The 26297-nt window shown below is 57.7% G+C and carries 22 protein-coding genes; 13 read left to right on the top strand and 9 right to left on the bottom strand.

From position 1 onward, the window contains the following. Positions 1 to 8: 8 nt before the first annotated feature. From murB to recN, 8 genes are all read left to right on the top strand, one after another. Entirely contained in the window at positions 9 to 968 is a 960-nt protein-coding gene (murB, locus tag IMCC12053_RS03945) for a UDP-N-acetylmuramate dehydrogenase (RefSeq protein WP_062215955.1), read from the top strand. Positions 969 to 1137: 169 nt separating this feature from the next. Next, complete coding sequence (locus IMCC12053_RS03940) at positions 1138 to 2055, top strand: D-alanine--D-alanine ligase (RefSeq protein WP_143090001.1); 918 nt, start codon at positions 1138 to 1140, stop codon at positions 2053 to 2055. Continuing rightward, entirely contained in the window at positions 2043 to 3050 is a 1008-nt protein-coding gene (locus tag IMCC12053_RS03935) for a cell division protein FtsQ/DivIB (protein ID WP_082389031.1), read from the top strand. Before IMCC12053_RS03940 ends, IMCC12053_RS03935 begins: the two co-directional genes overlap by 13 nt. Next, entirely contained in the window at positions 3047 to 4378 is a 1332-nt protein-coding gene (ftsA, locus tag IMCC12053_RS03930; protein WP_062215952.1) for a cell division protein FtsA, read from the top strand. The genes IMCC12053_RS03935 and ftsA overlap by 4 nt, the downstream gene beginning before the upstream one ends. A 431-nt stretch (positions 4379 to 4809) precedes the next feature. Then, positions 4810 to 6426, top strand: a complete 1617-nt coding sequence (ftsZ, locus tag IMCC12053_RS03925) for a cell division protein FtsZ (RefSeq protein WP_062215950.1) — start codon at positions 4810 to 4812, stop codon at positions 6424 to 6426. 297 nt (positions 6427 to 6723) lie between these two features. After that, positions 6724 to 7659 carry a UDP-3-O-acyl-N-acetylglucosamine deacetylase gene (gene lpxC / locus IMCC12053_RS03920; protein ID WP_062215948.1) on the top strand — a complete coding sequence of 312 codons (936 nt, stop codon included), beginning with the start codon at positions 6724 to 6726 and terminating at the stop codon, positions 7657 to 7659. Positions 7660 to 7829: 170 nt separating this feature from the next. Next, the gene (locus IMCC12053_RS03915) at positions 7830 to 8681 is read left to right on the top strand and encodes an outer membrane protein assembly factor BamD (RefSeq protein ID WP_062215946.1); all 852 of its coding nucleotides are present in this window, start codon (positions 7830 to 7832) and stop codon (positions 8679 to 8681) included. 19 nt (positions 8682 to 8700) lie between these two features. Then, the gene (gene recN, locus IMCC12053_RS03910) at positions 8701 to 10353 is read left to right on the top strand and encodes a DNA repair protein RecN (protein WP_062215944.1); all 1653 of its coding nucleotides are present in this window, start codon (positions 8701 to 8703) and stop codon (positions 10351 to 10353) included. A 7-nt stretch (positions 10354 to 10360) separates the two neighbouring features. Here recN and IMCC12053_RS03905 read toward each other — a convergent pair whose 3' ends face one another. After that, positions 10361 to 11728 carry an FAD-binding oxidoreductase gene (locus IMCC12053_RS03905; protein ID WP_062215942.1) on the bottom strand — a complete coding sequence of 456 codons (1368 nt, stop codon included), beginning with the start codon at positions 11726 to 11728 and terminating at the stop codon, positions 10361 to 10363. Positions 11729 to 11832: 104 nt separating this feature from the next. Between IMCC12053_RS03905 and IMCC12053_RS03900 the strand changes: the two genes are divergently transcribed. Continuing rightward, positions 11833 to 13518 (top strand): chloride channel protein, encoded by a 1686-nt coding sequence (locus IMCC12053_RS03900; protein ID WP_082389030.1) that lies wholly within the window; start codon positions 11833 to 11835, stop codon positions 13516 to 13518. A gap of 82 nt (positions 13519 to 13600) precedes the next feature. Here IMCC12053_RS03900 and IMCC12053_RS03895 read toward each other — a convergent pair whose 3' ends face one another. The 4 genes from IMCC12053_RS03895 to cobS all read right to left on the bottom strand — a co-directional run bounded on the left by IMCC12053_RS03895 (position 13601) and on the right by cobS (position 18895). Then, entirely contained in the window at positions 13601 to 13945 is a 345-nt protein-coding gene (locus IMCC12053_RS03895) for a DUF427 domain-containing protein (protein ID WP_062215941.1), read from the bottom strand. A 72-nt stretch (positions 13946 to 14017) separates the two neighbouring features. Continuing rightward, positions 14018 to 15808 carry an aminopeptidase P family protein gene (locus tag IMCC12053_RS03890; RefSeq protein ID WP_062215939.1) on the bottom strand — a complete coding sequence of 597 codons (1791 nt, stop codon included), beginning with the start codon at positions 15806 to 15808 and terminating at the stop codon, positions 14018 to 14020. Positions 15809 to 15843: 35 nt separating this feature from the next. Beyond that, entirely contained in the window at positions 15844 to 17721 is a 1878-nt protein-coding gene (gene cobT, locus IMCC12053_RS03885; protein ID WP_062215936.1) for a cobaltochelatase subunit CobT, read from the bottom strand. Positions 17722 to 17926: 205 nt separating this feature from the next. After that, complete coding sequence (gene cobS, locus IMCC12053_RS03880; protein ID WP_062215934.1) at positions 17927 to 18895, bottom strand: cobaltochelatase subunit CobS; 969 nt, start codon at positions 18893 to 18895, stop codon at positions 17927 to 17929. A 254-nt stretch (positions 18896 to 19149) separates the two neighbouring features. Between cobS and IMCC12053_RS03875 the strand changes: the two genes are divergently transcribed. Together IMCC12053_RS03875 and IMCC12053_RS03870 are read left to right on the top strand one after the other, a co-directional pair. Further along, on the top strand, positions 19150 to 19707 hold the full coding sequence (locus IMCC12053_RS03875; RefSeq protein WP_062215932.1) for a fasciclin domain-containing protein: 558 nt from the start codon (positions 19150 to 19152) through the stop codon (positions 19705 to 19707). Between the two features lie 147 nt (positions 19708 to 19854). After that, complete coding sequence (locus IMCC12053_RS03870) at positions 19855 to 20838, top strand: DUF808 domain-containing protein (protein ID WP_062215930.1); 984 nt, start codon at positions 19855 to 19857, stop codon at positions 20836 to 20838. 111 nt (positions 20839 to 20949) lie between these two features. Here IMCC12053_RS03870 and IMCC12053_RS03865 read toward each other — a convergent pair whose 3' ends face one another. The 4 genes from IMCC12053_RS03865 to gatB all read right to left on the bottom strand — a co-directional run bounded on the left by IMCC12053_RS03865 (position 20950) and on the right by gatB (position 24210). Next, positions 20950 to 21585, bottom strand: a complete 636-nt coding sequence (locus tag IMCC12053_RS03865) for a J domain-containing protein (RefSeq protein ID WP_062215928.1) — start codon at positions 21583 to 21585, stop codon at positions 20950 to 20952. Positions 21586 to 21797: 212 nt separating this feature from the next. Continuing rightward, positions 21798 to 22184, bottom strand: a complete 387-nt coding sequence (locus IMCC12053_RS03860) for a DUF4177 domain-containing protein (protein WP_062215926.1) — start codon at positions 22182 to 22184, stop codon at positions 21798 to 21800. Between the two features lie 93 nt (positions 22185 to 22277). Next, positions 22278 to 22550 (bottom strand): DUF4177 domain-containing protein, encoded by a 273-nt coding sequence (locus IMCC12053_RS03855; RefSeq protein WP_062215923.1) that lies wholly within the window; start codon positions 22548 to 22550, stop codon positions 22278 to 22280. Between the two features lie 142 nt (positions 22551 to 22692). Beyond that, on the bottom strand, positions 22693 to 24210 hold the full coding sequence (gatB, locus tag IMCC12053_RS03850) for an Asp-tRNA(Asn)/Glu-tRNA(Gln) amidotransferase subunit GatB (protein WP_062215921.1): 1518 nt from the start codon (positions 24208 to 24210) through the stop codon (positions 22693 to 22695). Between the two features lie 137 nt (positions 24211 to 24347). Here gatB and IMCC12053_RS15990 point away from each other — a divergent pair, with 137 nt between their 5' ends. Together IMCC12053_RS15990 and IMCC12053_RS03840 are read left to right on the top strand one after the other, a co-directional pair. Then, positions 24348 to 25070: a hypothetical protein gene (locus tag IMCC12053_RS15990; protein WP_074906271.1), complete on the top strand. Its 723-nt coding sequence runs from the start codon at positions 24348 to 24350 to the stop codon at positions 25068 to 25070. Between the two features lie 71 nt (positions 25071 to 25141). Beyond that, entirely contained in the window at positions 25142 to 26269 is a 1128-nt protein-coding gene (locus IMCC12053_RS03840; RefSeq protein ID WP_062215919.1) for an aminotransferase class V-fold PLP-dependent enzyme, read from the top strand. Positions 26270 to 26297: the final 28 nt, after the last annotated feature.

Below are 26297 nucleotides of genomic sequence, written 5' to 3'. Positions count from 1 at the left end.
CCCGATCCATGACAGTTTATCCCGATACCCGTGGCCCGCTTACGCTACAACGCCCACTTGCCGATCTCACATGGTTGCGTGTGGGTGGTCCTGCTGACGCGCTGTTTCAACCCGCTGATGTTGACGATCTACAGGCCTTCCTTGCGCGACTTGCCCCCGATGTGCCGGTCTTTGCGATGGGTGTTGGGTCCAATCTTATCGTGCGCGATGGCGGTCTTCGGGCGGTTGTGATACGTATGGGGCGCGGCTTTAACGCCATTGAGATCGATGCAAAGGCGGGTCGGGTGACCGCTGGAGTTGCCGCGCTTGATGCGCATGTGGCGCGCAAGGCGGCCGCACAGGGGCTTGATCTGACGTTTTTGCGCACAATTCCCGGAGCAATCGGGGGCGCTGTGCGGATGAACGCAGGGTGCTACGGCTCCTATGTGGCGGATCATTTCGTGTCAGCGCGTGCACTCACGCGGGCCGGTGCATTGGTCACGCTCACCAAAGACGATTTAAACTTTCAATACCGCCAAAGCGATCTGCCGGACGGTTGGGTTTTGATTGAGGCCACGTTTGAAGCCGAGCACGCGGATGCGGCGATGTTGGAGGCACGCATGCACGATCAACTTGCCAAACGTGATGCGACCCAACCCGTCAAGGAGCGCAGCGCAGGGTCGACCTTTCGCAATCCTGCGGGCTTTAGCTCGACTGGCAAGGCCGATGATGTCCATGATCTCAAGGCATGGAAGGTCATCGATGACGCAGGTATGCGCGGTGCACGCGTGGGCGGCGCACAGATGAGCGAGAAGCATTCCAACTTTATGATTAACACAGGTGCCGCTACCGCGCATGATTTGGAATCTTTGGGTGAAGATGTCCGAAAAAAAGTGTTCCAAAATTCGGGACTTACGTTAGAGTGGGAAATTATGCGTGTCGGTGAGTTTGACGGGGAGCCAATTCCCGCAGGTCTTCCCAAGGCGTAACCCGCAAAGCTCCGTTTATAAGGGGCATGCGGACGGGGGCTGAGCAGCTTCCATATTGCGATGAGCCTTTGGGCTAAGACTGGCGTGCCAATGTGTGCGTCACTATGGAGTCTCGCGACTTCGAAATGAGAATGAGGGCCAAACAATTGGCTCCGAACATGAGGCTTTGGTGGGTATGTCGAGCAGGCAATCCCCGAAAGTAGCGGTATTGATGGGTGGCCCAAGCGCAGAGCGCGAGGTGTCACTGTCGTCTGGGCGTGGATGCGCAGCCGCACTGAGGGACGAAGGATTTGATGTGGTAGAGATTGATGCGGGCGATGATGTCGCCGCGCGTCTCTTGGCCGCGCGCCCCGATGTAGTATTTAATGCCCTGCATGGCCGTTACGGCGAAGATGGCTGTATCCAAGGTCTGCTTGAATGGCTCAAACTTCCCTACACACATTCTGGCGTTTTGTCGTCTGCCTTGGCGATGGACAAGGAAAAGACCAAAGAGATTTACCGTGCTGTTGGATTGCCTGTCGCCGAAAGCCGTTTGGCCACGCGCGCCGAGGTTGAGGCAGGCCATGTAATGGCACCTCCCTACGTGGTGAAGCCCTATAATGAGGGCTCGTCTGTGGGGGTCTATATCGTCCATGAGGGCAGCAACGCGCCGCGCATGGCCGATGATATGCCCGCCGTTGTGATGGTCGAGGCCTTTGCTCCGGGGCGTGAGTTGACGTGCACCGTGATGGGCGAACGCGCCTTGTGCGTGACCGACATCATCGTCGATGGTTGGTATGATTTCGAGGCGAAATACACCGCCGGTGGATCGCGCCACGTTTGCCCCGCGGATATTCCCGCCGATATTGCCGCCGCTTGTCAGGACTATGCTCTGCGTGCGCACGCAGCACTCGGGTGTCGTGGTGTCTCGCGCACTGATTTCCGGTGGGACGAGGCCAAGGGCGTTGCGGGTCTGATCTTGTTGGAAACCAACACGCAACCGGGCATGACTCCGACATCTCTGTCGCCCGAACAGGCCCAAGAGGCCGGATTGAGCTATGGCCAGTTTGTCACGTGGATGGTGGAGGATGCGTCATGCAACCGATAAACAGCGGCCAGTTTCGCCCCGCACCCTTGCCGCCTACCACCGCGCGCCGCGCTGTTGATGGAGGCTCCGCATTGGTGTCCGAGGCCGTAGCGCGTGTGATGGGCGGGCGCAGCAAGAGTGTCGACGCGCCCGCGTTGCCGCGTGATCCTGCGCCATCGCGCACCGCCTACCGGATGAGCCGCCTCTGGCTCACCCCGTCTTTTCGGTTCTTTATGCGCCGGATGGCTCCGGTGTTGGGCATTGCGGCTTGTGTGGCTATTTGGTTTGCGGATGCAGATCATCGCCAAAATTTTGCGGACAGCTACGGCGCGGTGAAACGCGAGGTTCAAAACCGTCCCGAATTTATGGTCAAACTGATGGCCGTAGACGGTGTGTCGGACGGCCTTGCGCAAACCGTGCGCGACGTTGCACATGTTGAATTCCCCGTATCATCTTTTGAACTTGATCTTGAAGGGATGATGGAGCGGATCGAAGGGCTTGATGCGGTCGCTGATGTCGGTTTGCGTGTGCGTGCAGGCGGCATTTTGCAGGTCGATGTCACCGAGCGGGTGCCAACATTCGTGTGGCGCGGTCCAAACGGACTTGAGCTGTTGGATCATACCGGCCACCGCGTGGCCCAAATCGACAGCCGCCTTGAGTTTCCAAACCTGCCCTTGGTGGCGGGTGAGGGCGCGAATATTATGATCGCGCAGGCCGCATCCATTCTACGCGTGTCCGGCCCAATTTTGCCGCGTGTGCGTGGCCTGATGCGGATTGGCGAGCGGCGTTGGGACATTGTGCTGGACCACGGCCAAACCATTTTGCTACCCGAAAAAAATCCGATCGGCGCTTTGGCGCAGGTGATTGCGCTTGACCAAGCCCAAGACCTTTTGGATCGCGATGTAACCCATGTGGACCTGCGCAACCCGTCGCGGCCCACCTTACGACTGACCGAGATCGCGCATGACGATATGCGAAAGATCAAAGGTTTGGAACTTGGAGTGTCCTTTCAATGACTGACCTTTATGCCGCACAACGTGCCATGCGTAATATGCGAAATGCCGCTCTTCAGCGCGGGGTTGTGGCCATCCTCGATGTGGGCACGTCCAAGATTGCGTGTCTTGTGTTGCGCTTTGACGGTGATCGGTTCGCGGGCTCCGAAGGGGTCGGATCCATGGCGGGGCAATCGTCCTTTCGCGTCATAGGGGCGGCAACAACGCGCTCTCGCGGCGTGCGCTTTGGCGAAATTGACGCCATGTCCGAAACCGAACGCGCCATTCGCACCGCCGTGCAGGCGGCGCAGAAAATGGCCCAAACCCGCGTTGATCACGTCATCGCGTGTTTCTCGGGCGGCGCACCGCGCTCCTATGGGCTTGACGGTCAGGTCGAGGTCGACGGCAACATCGTCTCCGAACAAGATGTCGCGCGTGTTCTGGCGGCCTGTGATCAACCTGATTACGGCGCGCACCGCGAGGTTTTGCATGCGCAGCCTGTCAACTTTGCGCTAGACCATCGCTCTGGCTTGGGCGACCCGCGCGGCCAGATTGGCCAAACGCTTGCGTGTGATATGCATATGCTCACCGTTGACAGCGCCACCATTCAAAACCTGCTTTATTGCATTAAGCGTTGTGATCTCGAAGTGGCGGGCCTCGCGTCTGGCGCTTATGTTTCAGGCATCTCGGCGTTGGTTGAGGACGAACAAGAGCTTGGCGCGGCCTGTGTTGATCTTGGCGGCGGGTCGACCGATGTGTCGATCTTCATGAAAAAACACATGATCTATGCGGATAGCGTGCGGATGGGCGGCGAACATGTCACCTCCGATATTGCGATGGGTCTACAAATTCCCACGGCCACGGCGGAACGGATCAAGACATTCTACGGCGGCGTTCATGCCACGGGCATGGATGACCGTGAAATGATCGAAGTGGGGGGTGATAGCGGCGATTGGGACAAAGACCGCCGCACCGTGTCGCGCTCTGACCTCATTGCCATTATGCGCCCGCGGGTTGAGGAAATCCTCGAAGGGGTGCGTGAGCGTCTGGATGCTGCGGGCTTTGAGCACCTACCGTCACAGCAGATCGTGCTGACAGGCGGGGGCAGCCAAATCCCCGGTCTTGAAACCCTCGCACCGAAAATTCTGGGCCAGCAGGTGCGCATCGGGCGTCCATTGCGTGTGCAAGGCTTGCCACAAGCGGCCACTGGCGCGGCCTTTGCCTCCGCTGTTGGGTTGTGCCTATTTGCTGCGCATCCGCAAGACGAGTGGTGGGATTTTGAGGTGCCAGTTGATAGCTATCCCGCGCGCTCTCTCAAACGCGCTGTGCGGTGGTTTAAAGAAAACTGGTGAGGTCGCTGTAAAAGGGCGGTTCACACGGCTGATTTTGCCTGTTAGTCTTGCGCAAACGGCAGGTGCAACGACACCGATATAACAAGACGGCACCGAGCAGTGCCTCCACATTTAGGACCAACGTTAAGGTTGTGATCTGTAATGCACGTGTGCCCTTGTGGCGGCGCAGTGATATTTTGCGCGCTAATTGTGGTATTTGTTGACCCTAGGGCCGCCTAAATCTCGTGTTGTGCGCAAAATCCCGCCTAAATTTGCAATATTGCCCCCATATTTTGTGCTCAAACTGTGTTTTTTGGGTGACGCGGCAAGCGAAATCGACTAAGTTTAGAGTGGAAAAGGTTAACTATGCCCCGATTCAGGGGTGGGTATATTCATATCGTGACGTTGGCAAAAGCATCGGCGCGCGACAACAATAAAGCAGGCGGTAGATCATGGCTTTGAATCTCACGATGCCCGAGCGGGACGACTTGAAACCTAAAATTACGGTGTTTGGAGTCGGCGGTGCCGGTGGCAACGCGGTCAACAACATGATCGAAAAGGCGCTTGAGGGTGTTGAGTTCGTCGTGGCGAATACGGACGCGCAAGCGCTGTCGCATTCCAAATCCACCGCGAAAATACAGATGGGCGTCAAGGTCACCGAAGGATTGGGCGCAGGAGCGCGTGCATCCGTTGGTGCGGCCGCTGCTGAAGAAAGCATTGAAACAATCGTTGACCACCTTGCGGGTGCTCACATGTGTTTCATCACCGCCGGTATGGGTGGGGGTACGGGCACAGGTGCCGCGCCGATCATTGCTCAGGCCGCACGTGAGCTTGGCGTTTTGACCGTTGGTGTTGTGACCAAGCCGTTCCAGTTTGAGGGTGCTAAGCGCATGCGTCAGGCCGAAGAGGGCGTGGAGCAATTGCAAAAGATGGTCGACACACTGATCATCATCCCGAACCAGAACCTGTTCCGTCTGGCCAATGAAAAAACAACGTTTACCGAAGCCTTCTCCATGGCCGACGATGTTCTGTATCAAGGCGTTAAGGGTGTGACTGACCTTATGGTTCGTCCCGGCCTGATCAACCTCGACTTTGCCGATGTGCGCGCTGTCATGGACGAAATGGGCAAAGCCATGATGGGCACAGGCGAAGCATCGGGCGAAGATCGCGCGATCCAAGCCGCAGAGAAAGCCATTGCAAACCCGCTGTTGGACGAAATCTCGCTCAAAGGCGCACGTGGCGTTCTTATCAACATTACCGGCGGTGCCGATCTCACCTTGTTCGAACTGGACGAGGCGGCGAACCGTATTCGCGAAGAGGTCGATCCAGACGCAAACATCATTGTTGGCTCCACAATGGACCCAACCCTCGAAGGTGCGATGCGCGTGTCTGTTGTTGCTACAGGCATCGACGCCAACACAAATCTGGCCGAAACGCCTGTTCCGCGTCGCCGTTTGTCCGAGCCACTTGCGCCACAAGTTGAGGTCGAGGCTCCTGTGGCCGCAGCGCCCGTTGAGGCCCCTGTCGCCGCTCAGGCTCCTGTTCAGCCCAGCTTTGATGTGTTCGAGCCTCAGTCGTCCTATGAGCCGCACACCCATGTTGCGGATACCTCCGACGATCTACCTGCGCCCGCGTATCAGCCTGCCCCTGCGCAGCCCGCCGCGCATGCGCCGGTTCACCAGCACGCACAGTATGACCATGCTGCCGAGGCCTATGTTGCGCCACAAGCTGCGCCAGCCGGAAGCCCTGCGCCCGAAACACTTGCACGTTTGCAAGCCGCCGTGTCGCGCCAGCCCGCACCACAAGTGCGCCAAGCCGCACCAGAGCCCGAGCAAAAGCAGGGTCGGTTCGGGATTAACTCGTTGATTGGTCGGATGACAGGTCATGGCGCAGAAGAGCAGGCCCGTCCTGCTGCCCCTAAGCCACACGCGCAGCAGCCGCGTTTTGGGGCGGCGCCACAGCGTCAGCCACAAACGCAAACACATCAAGGCTACGATGAGGACCAAGAGGTCGCAGCGGAACAAGATAAAATCGAAATTCCCGCGTTCTTGCGCCGTCAGGCGAACTGATAGTGGAGTGATTTCTGGCTCTATCGTGTGCATAACGTTGGGTCATAATCACGGATAAATTAGTATTGAAAAGGTCCGCTGTTGCGGGCCTTTTTCTTTATTAATCAACACATTGCCGCGCTGCAGAAATCTTATTGGCTGTTTTTCGCGTGTCTTGGGTGTCGACTGTTACAAACCGTTACAATCTGTGTGTTGAGGCGGTTGGCGGCCCACTGTAAATTGCTGGCTAATATAAAGCGGGTTCCGTATTGCGCGCCCCGCAGACCGTTATTACGACCCCTAGATCAGAGGCACGCAGTGCAAACAACGCTCGTTAAACCAGTGATATTCGATGGAGTGGGACTTCACTCCGGTGCGCCTGTGCGCATGGTGGTATCGCCTGCTCGGGTGAATGCGGGCATTACGTTTGTGCGTTCTGATGTGGCTGCGGATGTTGCGGATGATCGTGCCTGCGAAATTGCGGCGCGGTGGGATCACGTTGTGCCCTCGCAGTTGTGTACATTGATGCGCAATGAGGATGGCGTGACGCTCTCTACGGTTGAGCATATTATGGCGGCATTGGCGGGACTGGGCGTCAATAACGCGGTTGTCTCGGTTGATGGCCCTGAGGTTCCGATCCTTGATGGCTCTGCGGCGCCGTTTGTGGAAAAGCTGTTGTCCTCTGGCCTCGCGCAACAAGACGGACCGGCACGGGTTCTCAAAGTGTTGAAACCGGTTGTGATCGAACAGGGGGACGCGGTTGCGCGTTTGGAGCCTGCGGACACGATGGAAATCGATTTTCACATCGACTTTGATGACGCCGCGATTGGCGTTCAGGGCAAGCGGTTGAGCATGGCCAATGGCGCATTCGTGCGCGAATTGTCTGATTGCCGCACCTTTTGTCGCAAGTCAGATGTGGATGTGATGCGCCAAAATGGTCTCGCTTTGGGCGGTACGTTTGAAAACGCGGTTGTCGTGGATGGTGACGCGGTTCTAAGTCCGGGCGGTCTGCGCCGTGACGATGAGCCTGTACGCCACAAAATGCTCGACGCGCTTGGTGATTTGTATCTGGCGGGTGCGCCTGTTTTGGGGCGCTATGTTGGTCAAAAGGCCGGTCATGCGATGACGAATGCGCTATTGCGCAAGTTATTTGCGACTAAGGGCGCGTGGGCCTTTGTGACTGTGGATGCAAAAACCGCCGCCCGTTTGCCCGGCGCGGGTGTGACCCGCTCTGATCTGGCGGTGTGCGCCTAATCTCCCCTGATTTTTGGTGATCGACCGTTGCGTGGCGCACAAACATCGCGCCATACCGCGTATGTGACATAATTTCCGCGCAAAGACATTTTGCACGGAAATTTTCTGTGCTAGGAAGCAAGGTAAGCCCCGTAAAAAGGGTTGGTGAATTGGCAAGGGTAGGACCTTTCATGGCGGCAAAAACGCATCGCAGTCTGAAAGTTGGGCTAAAACTGGGGTTGGGCGTGTCTTTCGCACTTCTGCTTTCGGCCTGTGGCAACCGCGCCCCCGAGCGTGACCTTGAGGGCTATCCGGCCGACGAGATTTACAAACGCGCTGAATACGAAATTAGTCAAAACGATTTTGGCGACGCGGCGCGCTATTTTTCCGAAGTTGAACGCCTCTATCCCTATTCCGACTGGGCCAAGCGCGCGTTGATCATGCAAGCGTTTTCCTACCACCGTGATCGTGACTACGAGAATGCACGTGTGTCCGCACAGCGGTATATGGATTTCTATCCTGCCGATGAGGATGCCGCTTACGCGCAATACCTTCTTGCGCTGTCTTATTATGACCAGATCGACGATGTTGGCCGCGACCAAGGTTTGACCTTTCAGGCGCTCAACGCGCTGCGTGTTGTGATCGAGCAATATCCAGATAGCGAATATGCGCGCTCCGCAGTTTTGAAGTTTGATTTGGCGTTTGATCACCTCGCCGCCAAAGAGATGGAAATCGGGCGTTATTACCTCAAGCGCAAGCATTACACCTCTGCGGCCAACCGGTTCCGTGTGGTTGTCGAGCAATTCCAGACGACACAGCATACGCCAGAGGCATTGCACCGTTTGGTGGAAAGCTATCTCTCGCTTGGGTTCACGCAAGAGGCACAGACCGCAGCCGCAATTTTGGGCCACAACTATCGCTCAACCCAGTGGTATGAAGACAGCTACAAGTTGTTGTCTGGCAAAGGGCTTGAGGAAAAAGCGTTCGAAAACAACTGGCTTGGTGCTGTGTATCGTCAAATGATCCGCGGCGAATGGCTCTAACACTGCACGTGGGTTTCCCATGCTGAGGCACCTCGATATTCGTGACATGTTGATTATCGACCGCTTGGAACTTGCGTTCCAACCGGGTCTCAACGTGTTGACGGGCGAGACGGGCGCGGGCAAATCCATTTTGCTCGATAGTCTCGGGTTTGTCCTTGGCTGGCGTGGGCGCGCGGATTTGGTGCGCGCGGGGGCGCAGCAGGGCGAGGTGACGGCGGTGTTCGAACTGCCGCGCGGTCACGATGCCGAAGAGATTTTGGCCGAACTGGATATCGAGGCCGAGGACGGTGAATTGATCTTGCGCCGGATCAACGCTCAAGACGGTCGTAAAACGGCATGGGTCAATGATCGCCGTGTTTCTGGCGAAATGCTGCGCCGTTTGTCGAATGTCTTGGTCGAACTGCACGGCCAGCATGACGATCGCGGGTTGCTCAATCCACGTGGCCACCGTGTGCTCCTCGACGAATTTGGCAATCTTGGCGACCACCTGACCGTGACCCGTGGTGCGTGGAAAACACTCAGTCTTGCCCAAAAAGACCTCGCAACGGCGCGCGCCAAACAAGCGGCGCTCAAGGACGAAGAAGAGTTCTTGCGCCACGCTGTGGGCGAGCTTGATACACTTGACCCGCAAGCGGGCGAGGAGGCCGTGCTCGATGCTGAGCGCCGCCGGATGCAGCAGGCCGAAAAGATTGCCGTAGATGTCGCCAAAGCCCATCAGGCCATGTCCTATGACGGGGGTGAGGGGCAATTGGTCGACGCGCTCAAATGGCTTGAGGGTGCGGCGGAAAAGGCTGATGGCGCGCTTGATGAGGCAATCGATGCCTTAGCGCGTGCGCTCAATGAATTGGGCGAGGCGCAAGGCGGTGTTGAGGACGCAATCGAAGGTTTGCGGTTCAATCCGCATGAGTTGGAAGGCGTTGAAGAGCGGTTATTTGCTATTCGCGGTTTGGCCCGAAAGCACGGGATTGCCGCCGATGAGCTTGGCCCCTTTGCCGATGGGCTACGTGATAAACTTGCCGCCCTTGACGGCGGTGTTGAGGATATCGCGCGACTGGAGGCCGATGTTGCCAAGGCGCAGTCGGTCTATGATGCGGCGGCGGCGGATTTGACGGCGGCGCGTAGTGCGGCGGCGGCGCGGCTGGACGGACAAATGGGCGATGAGTTGGCCCCGCTCAAAATGGAGCGTGCGGTGTTCACCACGGATGTCACGCAAAGTGACGCGGGGCCGGATGGTCGCGATATCGTCGCGTTTACGGTGGCCACCAACCCCGGTGCACCGGCAGGCCCGCTCAATAAAATCGCATCTGGCGGTGAGTTGTCGCGCTTTCTTTTGGCGCTTAAGGTCTGTTTGACGCGCGATCAAACCGGCGTGACGATGATCTTTGACGAGATTGATAGGGGCGTTGGCGGGGCGACTGCCGATGCGGTCGGACGCCGTCTCAAGGCGCTTGCGGGGGAGGGACAGGTTTTGGTCGTCACCCACTCCCCACAGGTGGCCGCATTGGGTGGTCATCATTGGCGCGTGGCCAAACGCGTCGAGAACGAGGTGACCCTGTCCGAGGTGACGCCGATGATCGGTGATGATCGCGTGATGGAGGTCGCGCGGATGTTGTCGGGTGACACGATTACTGAGGCCGCACGCGAAGCCGCCAAATCGCTGTTGGAAATGTAACGCGCCCTTAGGGGACCAGCTTGCCAGGGTTCATGAGGTTGCGGGGGTCCATGGCGGATTTGAGCGCGCCCATAACGGTCCATGCGGCCCCGTGTTCGGCTTGCATCAAGTCTTTTTTACCCATCCCGATCCCATGTTCGCCGGTGATTGTACCGCCCATGGCCAGCGCGCGCTCGGCCATGCGTCCGGCAAGGCGCTTCGCCTCGCCCAGATCCGCGTCATTTGCGTCCTCAATCAATAAGATCGCATGAAAATTGCCATCTCCAACGTGGCCCAAAATCGGCCCATCAAGCGGGGAAGCGGCAATGTCGGCGGCCGTTTCCTCGACCGCTTGAGCAAGTTTTGAAATCGGCACGCAAATGTCGGTTACAACGGCTTTGTAACCGGGCTTGAGGGCAAGACAGGCATAGTAGGCATTGTGGCGCATGGTCCAAAGGGCGTTGCGCTCTTCGGTCTTGCTGGCCCATTCAAAGTCCGATCCGCCAAAGTCGCGCACGATGTCGCCAAAAGTCTCCACTTGGTCAGCGACACTCACCTGAGAGCCGTGGAACTCGACAAATAGATGCGGGCGCGCGGGGAAATTGGCACCTGAGTAGGCATTTACAGCCTGAACGCTGACCACATCGAGAAACTCGATCCGCGCCATTGGTAGCCCGTATTGGATGGTCGCAATGACGGCGTTGACGGCTGCGTCCAGATCATCGAAGGCACAGACAGCGGCGCTAATGGCTTCGGGCTGGCCATACAGGCGCAACGACAACTCGGTCACGAGGCCAAGGGTGCCTTCGGAGCCGACAAATAGCGCTGTGAGATCATAGCCGGCCGACGATTTGCGCGCGCGCGATCCGGTTTCAATGATGGTGCCGTCTGCTAAAACAACGCTCAGGCCAATCACGTTGTCGCGCATTGTGCCGTAGCGCACGGCGGTGGTGCCCGAGGCCCGCGTCATGGCCATGCCACCAATAGAGGCGTTTGCGCCCGGATCGACGGGAAACATCAGACCGGTTGCGCGCAAGTCGGTGTTGAGTTGTTCGCGTGTCACACCGGGCTGTACCCGACAATCCATATCAGCATCATTGACCTGTAAAACGCGGTTCATGCGGCTAAAGTCGACGACAAGCCCGCCATGAATGGCCAAAGTCTGCCCCTCAAGTGACGTGCCCGCTCCCCATGCGACTACAGGGATGTCGTGCGCGTAACACACTTTCATCATGGCCGAGACCTCTTGGGTCGTCTCGGGGTAGGCCACTGCGTCCGGCGGCGTGGGGGCAAACCACGTCTCAGATCGGCCATGAACATCAAGATCGGACTTGGAACGGGTCACGCGACCTTCTAGAACTGTGGAAAGTGCGTCGAATGCGATGTCTGGGATCATGGTTGTCTCTATAAACACGGGATGATGACTGCGCGACCATAGTAGAAGCGCCACGAGGGTGAAAGCCGTTGTGGCACGAAAGGATGAGAGAGCCGTAAATCCGGATGCCAGAGGACAAACCCTCATACCCGCAAACGGCCTTGCGCGAAATGCGTGACGGTATTGCCACGGCCCTTGCGGTTATGCGTGCCAAGGGGCCGAGCCAAATCCAGTTTTGGTTCATTGCTCTGTTGATCGGTATTGCATCCGGCTTTGCCGCACTCCTTTTTCGAAAAGGTATCAACTGGTTACAAGGTGCAATTTACGGCACCGAGGATCTGTCCCATTTACATAGCTTTGCCAGTGATCTGCCGTGGTATTGGGTGTTGAGTGTGCCGGTCATGGGCGGTCTGGTGGTCGGTGTGATCCTCAACTGGTTTACCCCTGACGGGCGCGTGCGCTCTGTTGCGGATGTGATCGAGGGGGCGGCCCTCAATGAGGGTCGTGTGGAGCGGCGCGCAGGGTGGGCGTCCGCTGCGGCCTCGTTGGTGACGCTCTCTACTGGTGGCTCAACGGGGCGCGAGGGGCCGGTTGTACACCTTGCTGCCGTGATCTCGTCGTGGGTGTCCAATCGGCTGCATGCCAATGGTGTCACGGGGCGCGATCTTTTGGGCTGTGCCGTGGCTGCGGCGGTATCCGCGTCTTTTAATGCACCGATTGCGGGCACGCTCTTTGCGCTTGAGGTCGTGCTACGCCACTTTGCTGTGCATGCGTTCGCACCGATTGCCATCGCGGCCGCAGCAGGGACAGTGATCAACCGCCTTGAATTTGGCGATGTGACCGAGTTCACGCTTGTGGCCGAAGGCGCGTTGACCTTTTACGTCGAGCTTCCCGCATTTTTATTGCTTGGCCTCGTGTGTGGTCTCGTGGCCGTTATGATGATGCGGGCGATCTTTATGGCAGATGACTTTGGGACATGGGCGCAGGCGCGTTTGGGCATTCCGCCTTTGTTTCGTCCGGCGATTGCGGGGCTATTGCTGGGTCTATTGGCGATCGCGTTTCCACACATCATTGGCGTGGGCTATGAGACGACATCGATGGCCCTCACGGGGCAGCTGTTGTTGTGGCAAGCGATTGTATTCACGGTGCTCAAAGTTGTGGCTGTCGCAATTACCATGGCGGGGCGGATGGGGGGCGGGGTGTTTTCGCCCGCATTGATGGTTGGGGCGCTGACAGGCTTGTCATTTGGCCTGATCGCCACTTCGATATTCCCCGACATTTCCGGCACCGCCACGCTTTACGCGCTTGCGGGCATGGGCGCGGTGGCGGCGGCGGTATTGGGTGCGCCGATTTCCACCACGTTGATCGTGTTCGAGCTGACAGGCGACTGGCAGACGGGATTGGCCGTGATGGTCGCGGTGTCGCTTTCAACCGCGTTGGCCTCGCGTTTGGTGGATCGCTCGTTCTTTTTGACGCTGTTGGAGCGGCGCGGTGTGCATTTGGCGGCGGGGCCACAGGCGTATTTATTGGCCACCGTGCGCGTGCATCAATGCTACCGCAAACCCGATGCCCCACGGGCTGCACCCGAGGACGCGTGCCGCGAGTTGATCAATCAAGGGATCTACGTGTCGCCCAATGCCACCTTGGAAAAGGTGATGCCGATGTTTGATCAACACAATCTGGTGTTTATTCCCGTGGTGACATTGCGCGAGGAGCTTGGTCCCGACCTTCATGGGGCGGTATTCCAAGTGGATGCGCTGCGCAAATTCAACGCCGCCCTTGCGGCCACTGCCGCCGAAGAACATTCGTAAAATTGACTATCTGGTGCCACGCCGAACGCAAAACGCGCCCCAAACGGGACGCGTCTTATCTCTGTCGCAATGCGTGGTCGTGTCACAGCTGCTCAACGGCGGCCTTTTGCGGATAGAATGCAATGTGGTCTTTGATTTCGGCCACAAGGTCTTTGGGGTCCTCATAGGACCACCCCGCATCAGCGATCACTACGGATTTGGTGTGGATCGAATAATAAGTCGCTTCGCCTTTGTAGGGGCATGACGAACGGGTGTCGGTGGCTTCCAAAAATGCCATGCCCAAATCGGCGCGCGGGAAATAGATCACGGGTGGCATATTGCCTTCGTTCAGCTCAAGCGCGTTGGTGGTTTCCCCCAAAACGGCACCGCCCGCGCGTACAACCCAAGTGCCAATGGCCTTGCGAATCTTTATGTGGTCGTCGCCCATGATGTCTCCTCTGTCCACGTCTCTTATCCCGTCTATAGCAGTGATTGTCTCAACACGCTATGCTGCACCGCGTCACAGCGCAGCTACCGCTTGTCGCAGCCAGTCTTTCGCTGCGTCACTTAACCGAGGTGCCAGTTTGTCCCAGACCTCTTGGTGATAATCATCGAGCCAATCGCGTTCCCACGGGGCCAATTCGTCGGCAAGGATGAGGGAGCGATCAATCGGAACATAGGTCAGGGTTTCAAAATCGAGCATATCGCGCGCATCTGCGCCCTCAGGCATCTGTGCCGCGCGAACAACAATCAGGTTTTCGGTGCGAATGCCGAATGCGCCCTCACGGTAATACCCCGGCTCGTTGGACAGGATCATGCCCTCTTGTAGCGAGAGCGTCGAGGTGCGCGAAATGCGTTGTGGGCCTTCGTGGACTGACAGGTATGCGCCAACGCCGTGGCCCGTACCGTGATCGTAATCGCGTCCCATCCGCCATAGTGGCGCACGTGCGAGCGCGTCGAGATGCCCGCCCGTAACACCGCGCGGAAAGCGGGCGGTGGAGATAGCGATCATCCCTTGGAGCACAGCCGTGAAGGCGGCGCGCGCTTCGCCTGCGACATCGCCCAGTGCGACCGTGCGCGTGATATCGGTGGTGCCATCGACGTATTGTCCACCGCTATCGACCAAAAGCAATTCACCCTCTTTGAGCGGGCGGTTTGTCTCTTCGGTGACGCGGTAATGCACGATAGCTCCGTTTGGTCCTGCGCCACTGATGGTGTCGAACGAGATATCTTTGAGCTGGTTGGTTGCGGCCCGAAACCCCTCTAGGGCGGTGACGATATCGATCTCGGTGAGCGTTTCGATCTCTTGGGCATCGAGCCACGACAGAAACTCCACCATTGCCGCTCCGTCACGCAGATGCGCCTCACGCGTTCCCGCTATTTCGGCGTCCGTTTTGAGGGCTTTGGGCAAGATACACGGATCGTCGCCCTCGATGATCTCCACGTCGCCGCCATCGCGCAACATGGTCAGCACGGCATGGGGTGCGGTGTTGGGGTCGATCAGAACCGGACCTTCCATATCGCGCAAATACGCGGGGAATGCGCTACGTGGCAAGATCGAGATGCGGGGATCTGGGCCGAGGGCGTCAAATTTGGATGGCTCTGCGAACAGCGCCAGTTTGCCCGCCGTGCTCAAAACCGCAAAGGCCTGAACCACAGGATTATGTGCGATGTCTGCGCCGCGGATATTCAGGAGCCATGAGATGCTATCGGGCAAGGTGAGAACGACCGCCTTTGCGCCACTTTTGCGCAGGGCCTCGTTGATTTGCTCAAACTTGTCTTGAGAGGTTTTTCCCGCCAACTCAATGGGATGTGCGGTGGCTGGCGCGTTGGGACGGGCAGGGCGATCAGCCCAGATTTTATCAACGAGGTTGTTGGTCGACACCAGATCCTTACCCAGCTTAGTAAGCGCCTCGCGCAGGCCGCGCACCTCGGCCACCGTGTGCAACCACGGGTCAAACCCGATCTTTTGAGCGTCCGTGCGCCCGAGCCATTTGGCCACGCTCGTGGCGGGCCAATCGATACACTCGAATAGGTCGGTGTCACATTGGGCGCGCACCTGAACGGTGTAGCGTCCATCGGTGAACATCGCGGCGCGGTCCGTCAAAACCGCCGCCGATCCCGCCGAACCTGTGAACCCCGTAAGCCATGCAAGGCGCTCGTCGCATGGAGCCACGTATTCGCCTTGATGCGCATCGGCGCGCGGGATCAAAAAGCCGTCAAGGCCCGCATCCGCCATTGCAATGCGCAAGTTGGTGACGCGCGGGGCGGCTTGGTCCGGGGATGAGGTCACGTTGAAGGTTTGAAACATTGTGCACTCTTTTATGAAAACGAATGTCGGTGTGGTTATGAGGCGCGCCGAATGCCCATGACACGGGCGCGCGCGCGTGGATCACTGTCAAACAGGGCGGCCAATTGTTCGGTCATGGCTCCCGCAAGCTGTTCGACGTCCGTGATGGTTACGGCGCGGTCGTAATAGCGTGTGACATCATGGCCAATGCCAATGGCCAACAGTTCAACCTGACGGCGCTTTTCTACCATCGCAATTACATCGCGCAGGTGTTTCTCGAGGTAGTTGGCGGGGTTCACGCTCAGCGTGCTGTCATCCACAGGGGCGCCGTCCGAAATCACCATAAGGATTTTACGCACTTCAGGGCGCGCGGTCATGCGGCGGTGCGCCCATTCAAGGGCTTCACCGTCGATGTTTTCCTTAAGCAGCCCCTCTTTCATCATCAGGCCGAGGTTCTGTTTGGTGCGCCGCATCGGCACGTCCGCGCCTTTGTAGATAATGTGGCGTAAATCGTTGAGACGCCCCGGCGCCTGTGGGCGACCGGCGTTGAGCCATGCCTCGCGGGCTGTGCCGCCCTTCCACGCGCGGGTGGTAAAGCCGAGGATCTCGACCTTGACGTTGCACCGCTCTAGCGTGCGGGCCAGAACATCGGCACAGATCGCTGCGATAGAAATCGGACGGCCCCGCATGGAGCCGGAGTTGTCGAGCAGCAGCGTCACCACAGTGTCGCGAAATTCGGTATCTTTTTCGATTTTGAACGACAGTGGCGTGGTGGGGTTGGCCACCACACGCGCAAGGCGGCCCGCGTCCAAAATTCCCTCTTCGAGGTCAAACTCCCATGAGCGGTTTTGTTGCGCCTGAAGCCGGCGTTGCAGTTTATTGGCCAAACGCGATACCGCGCCCTTGAGCGGCTCCAATTGTTGATCGAGATAGGCGCGCAAACGTTCCAGTTCGGCGGGCTCGGCCAAATCTTCGGCACGAATTTCCTCGTCGTTGGCGGTCGAATAGACCACATAGTTCGGGTCGGCGTCCGAGATGGGCGCGGGCTGAGGCGGATCAATGTCGGCCTCGTCGTCGGGCATTTCCACCTCTTCGTTGAACTCGTCGGCGGCTGCGTCATCTTGGGACACGGACGCTTCTTGCATGTCTTGTTGTTCGTCTTGGGCGTTCTCGGCGGAGGCCTCGTTGTCCTCTTCCTGCTCTTGGTCCTGATCGCCCTCGTTGTCATCCATGTCGTCTTGGTCATCGGCCTCGGCGGTTTGCTCGTCATCCGCATCGGCTTCATCGGGATCATCGCCCAACTGATCGCCGTAGCCTAGATCCTCGATCACGCGGCGCGCGAGTTTGGCAAAGGTGGTTTGATTGTCCAAAAAGCTATCAAGGTCGTCGAAGTCGCCCTGTGTCTGCTGTTCGATAAAGTCGCGCCACAGCTCCATCACATTGGCCGCACCGCTGGGTAATTCGCGTCCCGTTGCCATATGGCGCAGGTAATATCCCATGGCTTGAGCGAGGGGGGCGTCTTCGGATTTGGTAATCCCGTCATAGCCGCGCCGCATTGCGTCATTGCCGATCTTGGCGTCGATGTTACTCGCTGTTCCGGGCATGGTGCGTGCGCCCACGGCCTCACAACGCGCGGTTTCCAACGCGTCATAGATGTCATAGGCCATTTGCCCTTGTGGGGCATAGCGGTTGAAGGTTTTGCCATCGTGGTATTTGTGGCGCATCGCCAAGGCATCCGCGGTTCCGCGCGCGATCAACACCTCGTCTTTGCTCATGCGGCGCGACACCTGCGGCAAGCGCACCGTGTCGTTGGTCAACCCTGCGGGGTCCATCGAGAATGTCACCGTCAACTCGGCATCATCGGCCAGAACGCGCGTGGCGTCTGCGAGTGCTTTTTTGAACGGATCTGCGGGGTTGTCGCTTGGCTTTTTCATGCTCCGTTTAAATCACCCTCGCGGCGGCGCGGCAAGCGAAAGCAGGGGGCGCAGGCGCGCACAGGGCGTGGAAATTTTCGCGCAGTCGAGAGCGGCGTGGGGGTGTTATGCAGTCTGCCACATAACGAGATACGCCGCGCGATCCTGTGCGGGCCGCGCGGCGTGAGTTGGGGATCAGATATTCGGACCATGCGGCCCGATCCGATTACTTGGCGCGTGACACGGCGCTCTCGGGCAATTCTTCGTCAAAGCAGCGCTGATAGAATTCGGCCACGGTTTGACGCTCCAACTCATCGCATTTGTTGAGGAACGTCAGGCGGAAGGCGTAGCCGATGTTGCGGAAAATCTCTGCGTTCTGCGCCCATGTAATCACTGTGCGGGGCGACATGACGGTGGACAGCTCGCCGTTCATAAACGCGGTGCGGGTCAGATCGGCGACCGTCACCATCTGGCTGATGTCCTTGCGGCCTTTTTCGGTGTTGTAATGCGGGCATTTGGCCAACACGATATTGGCCTCTGCGTCATGGCTAAGATAGTTCAAAGTGGCCACGAGGGACCAACGGTCCATCTGGGCTTGGTTGATCTGCTGTGTGCCGTGATACAGGCCGGTGGTGTCGCCCAAGCCAACGGTGTTGGCGGTCGCGAACAGGCGGAAGGACGGATGCGGAGTGATCACTTCGTTCTGATCCATTAGCGTCAGTTTGCCGTCAGCCTCAAGCACACGTTGGATCACAAACATCACATCTGCGCGGCCCGCATCGTATTCGTCGAACACGATCGCACAAGGATTGCGCAGCGCCCACGGCAAAATGCCCTCTTGGAATTCAGTGACCTGCATCCCGTCACGCAATTTGATCGCGTCTTTGCCGATCAGATCAATGCGAGAGATGTGGCTATCAAGGTTGACGCGCACAGACGGCCAGTTGAGGCGGGCGGCGACCTGTTCGATGTGGGTCGATTTGCCTGTGCCGTGGTAGCCTTGGATCATCACGCGGCGATTGTGGGAAAAGCCCGCAAGAATGGCTAGCGTGGTGTCCGCGTCGAATTTGTAGGTCGGATCGATGTCAGGCACGCGGTCAATGCGCTCGGCAAATCCTTTCACCGTCATATCGGTGTCGATCCCGAAAACATCGCGGACAGAAATTACTTCGGTGGGTTTGGCGTTAGCGTCCATAATCTTGTGCTCGTCTCTCTTCGGAATTTGTTGCCCCCTTCGTGCAACATCTGCGCAAAGGGTGCAAGAGGCGAGGCGGCGCAATATCGCCACATCACGTGTCACAGTTTCGCAAACGGGGCGATCACGCGCGCTCGCATTTGTGTGACGATATGTGATCGAGTTGTGGTGATCTAACTCCCACCCATGCGCCGTATCCCTTTTAACTTCGGCATGAGGCCGAGGCGACACACTGTTAATTGGGAGACCTACTTATGAAACGTATTCTTACAACTGCCGCTGCCCTGTCTGTTCTTGCAACCGCTGCTTTTGCCGATGGTCACGGTAAAAACCCGATGGTCGGTGGCGCAGAAATGTTTGCCGAGAAAAACATTGTCGAAAACGCCGTGAATTCCGCGGATCACACCACACTCGTCGCTGCCGTACAGGCCGCAGGTCTGGTTGACACACTTCAGTCTGACGGTCCATTCACCGTGTTCGCCCCTGTAAATGACGCGTTTGCTGCATTGCCAGCCGGAACAGTAGAGACACTGTTGATGGCTGAAAATATCGACCAGCTGACCAAAATCCTCACCTGTCACGTTGTCGCGGCTGATGTCATGTCCGAGGCCCTCGTCGGCCTGATCGAAGCAGACGGCGGCGTGTATGACATCGCAACTGTTGGCGGCTGTACCCTGAAAGCCTCCCTGAACGAGGGTATGGTCAAGATCGAAGATGAAACCGGTGGCATCGCAACCGTCACAATCGCGGATGTGAAGCAGTCCAACGGCGTGATTCACGTCATCGACAAGGTGTTGTTGCCTGCGATGTAAGTTTGTCCCCACATCACAGGTAGATCCGGCCACCCTCACATGGCTGGACGAAAGGGAGGGCCTGTGCCCTCCCTTTTTCGTGTTTGCGTTTGAATTGCGTGAGGCTAGCCCGTACACATTCGAAAAGCTGGTAAAAGGGATTTGGGCATGAGTGGTCTATTGGCATTGTTGGATGACGTGGCGGGCATCGCGAAAATTGCGGCGGCGTCCGTGGATGATATCGCAGGCCAAGCAATCAAAGCCTCGACCAAGGCGGCGGGTGCGGTCATTGATGACGCGGCCGTGACACCCAAATATGTCCAAGGGTTCAAACCCGCGCGCGAATTGCCGATTGTGGGCAAAATTGCACTGGGGTCCATCCGCAACAAGCTTTTGATCCTATTGCCGGCGGCCCTGTTGCTATCGTCGTTTGCGCCATGGCTGATTACGCCATTGTTGATGCTGGGCGGCGGGTATTTGTGTTTTGAGGGGGCTGAAAAGGTCTACCACCTGTTTAAACCCCATGCCCATTATGCAGACGGTCACACCGACGACGAGGGTGATCCAACCCATCTTGAAGCGGAAAAAGTCGCGGGGGCCGTGAAAACCGATTTCATTTTGTCGGCGGAGATCATGACCATTATTCTTGCGGCGCTTGATCCGGCTGCCTCGATCTGGATGACGGCGGGCGCATTGGCGTTTGCGGGCGTTTTGATCACGGTTGTGGTTTACGGCGCGGTTGCGCTGATTGTGAAGGCCGATGATGTCGGGCTATGGCTGGCGCGCGTTGGACGCCTGTCGGTGACCCGCGCGCTCGGGCGTGGTATTGTCAAATTCATGCCTTACCTGATGACGGTGTTGATGGTTGTTGGCACAGCGGCCATGATTTGGGTGGGCGGCTCTATTGTCATTCACGGCTTGCACGAATTTGGTGTTGATCAGCCTTACGCGGGTATCCACGACATCGCCTACGGCGCGGCACACATGGTCCCACAAGCGGGCGAGGGCTTCGTCAAATGGTTTGTGACTGCGTTCTTTGACGGGATTTTCGGACTTCTTGCCGGATTACTTTTGATCCCGATTGTGACAAAGATCATCAACCCCGCGATGAGCCGTGTGACAGGGCGATCGGGTGCCAAAGCGCCTCATTGATCGATGTCTAGCGTCTGATTGAGCGCGTCAGCGACTTGCAAACTTATTAGACCCATGCCCTGACACGAGGGGCTAACCCTGTGCACCGCCCACGCGGCGCACAGAGTATTATTATTTAAACCAACGGCTCTCTTTGAGTTGGTCCCATGCCCAAACAACTTCTTGAAGCTGCTCTTCTTGGCTGCGGTCGCCGCCGTTGACGTCAGGGTGCAAGACCTTGATCAAAGATTTGTACTGCTTTTTCATCTCTGCCTTGGTCCAGTGGTCCTTGGCTTCGAGAATATCGACCGCTTTGCGCTCGGTCGGGGGCAGTTTGCGGGTCGAGGCCGCAGGATCAGAGCGCCCTGGGTTTTGCGTGGCATTTTCACCCAAAACCTGATGGGGATCATCAACGCCAAGGCGTTCCCATGCTTGTTGCTCAACCGACTTTTTGCCAAACGGCTTGGTCGGACGGTCGCCCGTTTGTGAGGATTTGATGTGCTCTTCCATCTCCTCGGGGGTCGCGTTGTTGAAGAAATTCCATTTCAAATTGTATGCGCGGACGTGATCCTTGCAAAACCATTTGTATTCGTCGAGGTGATCGGGAGAGCGCGGCGCACGGTACTGACCCTGCTCCTCACATCCCTCGTGCTCACACTCACGTTTCGACGTCTCGAACGCACCAGACATGCCTCGTCGACCGCCGCGGCGTTTCTTTTTATCCGTCGCTGCGGACATATTAAAACCAAAGGGATCGTTCTTATCCATGTGCATCAACCTTTTCGACTCCGACGAAAGACCTTAGATGAACAACGAGAAATGGAAAAGGGCATGAGCGGTGAAAATCGCGGCAAAGACGCATCAAATTCCTAAAAAATGTGTTGCGCGCGCCACTTGGGCGCGATGACAGGTCACCGTGGGATGTGTGGTTGCGAATGTTGCGGACGCAACACCCTACGAGCGACGAAGTCGCAGGCGCGTTAGTGGTCGCGTGTCGCGGTGAGGTCGCGCCGTGAAGTGCGCGTGGTTTGGTCTGTCTCGGACGTATCCGTCTCATCAACAGCGTCGAGCACGGGTGCGTCCGTCTGTGAGGAAGCCGCCTCTACGGGCGCATCTGTGGCCTCAAACGTGGCCTCGATTTCGCGGCGAAACACCAAAACTGTGTAATAGTGAATGGTCTTTGATCTGATCCCGCTGCGCTCTTCCATGGGCAATGTATCTGCGCGCAGATAGTCCCATCCCTGTGCCCCCATGTCGTTGAGCGCGGTTGTCATTGCCTGCGCCATGCGCGCGTCCGATCCTTTGACTCCACGGGCTTTCTCGCCCTTTTTAGGGGCGGGAATGGATTTGTACTCAAAACGCGTCATGACATATCTCCTCAAGCTGATGAGAGGTTTAGCCAAGATCGGGCAGGGGTCAAGCATTGCGGTGCGCGCATGCCGTTTTGCGCGAAAACGCGTCTAGGGCGCAGCATTCTCAAAGGTGCCAAAGTCCGATTTGTCGTCGGTAAAGACCCCGAAATCGCTTTCGCGACGAAAGATTAGGACCGAGGTTGCGCCTGTCTCGCCATCGGTCGCAAAATTGTCGGTGCGCACATAGGACCATCCATCGGCCGCCATTGCATTTAGACGTGTTTCCACGGCGCTAGCGATGCGTGCGGCGATTGTTTGTGCTTGTGATGTTGCCTCGCCAGAGGTCGGCGCGGGCACAGCTTTGTATTCATAGTGGGACATGAGGGGCTCCTAACTGTTTGTCACATCTTAGGTCATGTGGATTAACCAGCGCTTTACGCCGCATCTATCGGTCTACAAAAAAAGACGCCCGATCATGGGCGCCTTTTTATCAATGTGCAGCACGTTTTGTGTCTGGGAGAGTTTACAGCCCGAGTTTCTCGGCAATCAGTTTGTTCACGGCGGCGGGGTTTGCCTTGCCCCCCGAGGCTTTCATCACCTGACCCACGAACCAACCCGCAAGTTTGGGGTTAGCTTTGGCCTTTTCGACCTGATCGGGGTTGGCTGCGATGACCTCGTCCACGGCGGCCTCAATGGCGCCCATGTCGGTGACCTGTTTCATGCCGCGCTTTTCAACGAGGGCGGCGGGATCGCCCCCTTCGGTATAGACGATCTCGAACAGGTCTTTGGCGATCTTGCCCGAAATATCGCCCGCCGTGATCAGCGCGACAATGCCGCCAAGCTGTGCGGGGGTCACGGGGCAGGTGTCGATGCCTTTGTCGTCCTTTTTCAGGCGGCCGAACAACTCGTTGATCACCCAGTTGGCCGACAGCTTGCCGTCTTTGCCGGTCTCAACAACGTTCTCGAAGTAATCGGCATTTTCCGTCTCGGCGGTCAACACACCTGCGTCATATTCGGACAGGGCGAAGTCTTTGACAAAACGTGCCTTTTTCTCGTCGGGAAGCTCGGGAAGCGTTTTAGCGATGTCGTCCACCCACGCCTGTTCGATCTCAAGTGGCAAAAGATCGGGACAGGGAAAATAGCGGTAGTCATGCGCCTCTTCTTTGGAGCGCATTGAGCGTGTTTCGTTCTTTGCCGCATCATACAGACGGGTCTCTTGGTCCACTTCGCCACCGTCCTCAAGAATGGCAATCTGGCGGCGGGCCTCATAGTCGATCGCCATCTGGATAAAGCGCGTGGAGTTCATGTTCTTGATCTCGCAACGCGTGCCGAGGTGACCAAAGTCCTGTGTCGCCTGATATTTCTCGTACTGGCCCGGACGACAGACCGACACGTTCACGTCCGCGCGCAGGTTGCCGTTTTGCATGTTGCCATCACAGGTGCCCAAGTAGCGCAGAATTTGACGCATTTTGAGAACATAAGCTGCGGCCTCTTCGGGGCCGCGAATGTCAGGACGCGACACGATTTCCATCAGGGCCACACCCGTGCGGTTCAAATCTACGAACGACATGTTGGGGTCCATGTCGTGGATCGATTTGCCTGCATCCTGTTCGAGGTGGATACGTTCGATGCGCACCAGACGCGCCACACCGGGTTCCATGTCCACGATCACTTCGCCTTCGCCCACGATAGGGTGATAGAGCTGACTGATCTGGTAGCCTTGCGGCAAATCAGGGTAGAAATAGTTCTTGCGGTCAAACGCCGAGAACAGGTTTATGTCTGCCTTCAGGCCCAGTCCCGTGCGCACCGCTTGCTCAACGCAAAACTCGTTGATGACGGGCAACATGCCGGGCATGGCGGCGTCAACGAAGGATACGTTGGAATTTGGCTCGTTGCCAAACTTTGTCGACGCGCCGGAAAACAGCTTGGATTTGGAGGCGACCTGCGCGTGGATTTCCATCCCGATCACAAGTTCCCAATCGTCGGTCGCGCCTGCGATGGTTTTGACTTTAGGTGTGGTGAATTGGAGATGGTCGAGCATGGGTAAAATCCCTCGAGTTGGCGTTTAATCGCCTGTCTAAGACAGCCCCGCGCGGGGAGCAAGAGGTTGGTGCTTTGCAATCTGATCCATTTGCCGCAAACTGCGCATCTGTTTGGGTACAATGAGTGCGACTGTGTATGCGATTAAAAGTGTGGAAACCCGTGGCGATGGCGGCCATTTTGTGTGTGTGTCTGTACGGGCGCGCCGATGCGGTGGAGCGTAGCCCAGTGCCAACCGCGCGACCCTATGAGATGTTTGTGCCCGCTTTGCGGTGGGATCACATGCCCAAAGGGCAAACATGGACCAAGGCCACAATGGGGTTCATCGCCAGTCATGGCGCGGGTCTGACCAAAACCGTACCGCGCGACATTGCGCAGTGGTGCCCAGGATATCCCGATCAGGACCGGCAGGGCCGCGCGGCGTTTTGGGCGGGACTGTTGTCGACATTGTCCTATCACGAAAGCACATGGCGTGAAACGGCGGCGGGGGGCGGCGGGCTTTGGTTCGGGCTGACACAAATCGCGCCGCCGACCGCGCAGTGGCGCAAGTGCCGCGCACGCACAGCCGCACAGTTGAAAGACGGGGTTGCCAATCTGTCGTGCGCGGTGCGCATTATGAACATCACGGTGCCACGCGATCAGGTGGTGAGCGCAGGGATGAGGGGCGTTGCGGCCGATTGGGGCCCCTTTCATTCCAGCACCAAACGCGACGACATGAAACGGTGGATGAAACGCCAAGACTTTTGCAAGGTGGTGATGAAACGCTCCCCTGTGCCTGCCGCGCGACCTGTACGTCTTGATCGTGCGGGACTGTATGAGGTGCCCGACCGCGTGCTTTTGTCGCTTGATCAAGGGCTTTAACTCGGCGCTGCCCGCTTCCCCCAGAGCGGTTTTGCGTGCTACGTCTGCTCAACACAACAGGAGAACCGCCCATGCCCGCCTTGCGCCCCGATATCGATCCCGATGGTCTTTTGGAATATTCGGTGGTCTTTACCGACCGCTCCCTCAATCATATGTCTGCGGCGTTTCAACAGGTTATGCGCGATATCCATGACACGCTGTGCGAGGTCTACACCGCGCAAACGGCTGTGGTCGTGCCTGGTGGTGGCACCTACGCGATGGAGGCCGTGGCGCGTCAACTGGCCACAGACGAGGACGTTATGGTCATCCGCAACGGATGGTTTTCCTACCGGTGGACCCAGATTTTCGAGACCGGCTCCATTCCTGCCTCCGAGACCGTTCTCAAAGCTCGCCGCACCGGCAATGCCATCGACGCACCGTTTGCGCCCGTGCCGATCGACGAGGCCGTGGTCAAGATCAAAGAGATGAAACCTAAGGTGGTCTTTGCACCGCATGTGGAAACCTCATCGGGCATGATCCTGCCCGACGATTACATCAAAGCGCTCGCGGACGCGGTGCACGACGAGGGTGGCCTGATGGTGCTTGATTGTATCGCATCGGGCTGTGCGTGGGTTGATATGGCCGCCACGGGCGTTGATGTGCTGATCTCGGCGCCGCAAAAAGGCTGGTCGGCGCAACCCTCGGCGGGTCTGGTGATGTTGTCCGAACGCGCACTTGGCGTGGTCAAATCCCGTCAATCGACATCCTTTGCGGTGGATTTGGGAAAATGGCTGAGCATCATGGAGGCGTATACGGGCGGCGCACATGCCTATCACGCCACCATGCCCACCGATGCGCTACGCGCATTCCGTGACACGATGATGGAAACCAAAGACTACGGGTTTGCCAAACTGTGTGACGCGCAATGGGAACAGGGCACCCGTGTGCGAGCAATGTTGAAATCCCGTGGCCTTAAATCCGTAGCGGCAGAGGGGTTTGAGGCTCCGGGTGTTGTTGTGTCCTACACGTCCGACCCCGAGGTCCAGTCTGGTCGTGCCTTTGCGGCGCTTGGAATGCAGATTGCCGCCGGTGTGCCGCTTCAGTGCGATGAGGGGCCTGATTATGCGACCTTCCGTCTCGGCCTGTTCGGATTGGACAAGCTCTATGACGTCGACGCCTCGGTGGCGCGTCTTGAGGCGGCGCTTGATCGGGTGCTGTGACGCCCGCTTGCTTTTCTTTGGTCTAAAT

This window comes from Celeribacter marinus, from assembly GCF_001308265.1.
Classification (GTDB): domain Bacteria; phylum Pseudomonadota; class Alphaproteobacteria; order Rhodobacterales; family Rhodobacteraceae; genus Celeribacter; species Celeribacter marinus.
Note: the sequence above shows the minus strand (reverse complement) of the source record. Positions and strands in the feature narration are given on the sequence as shown.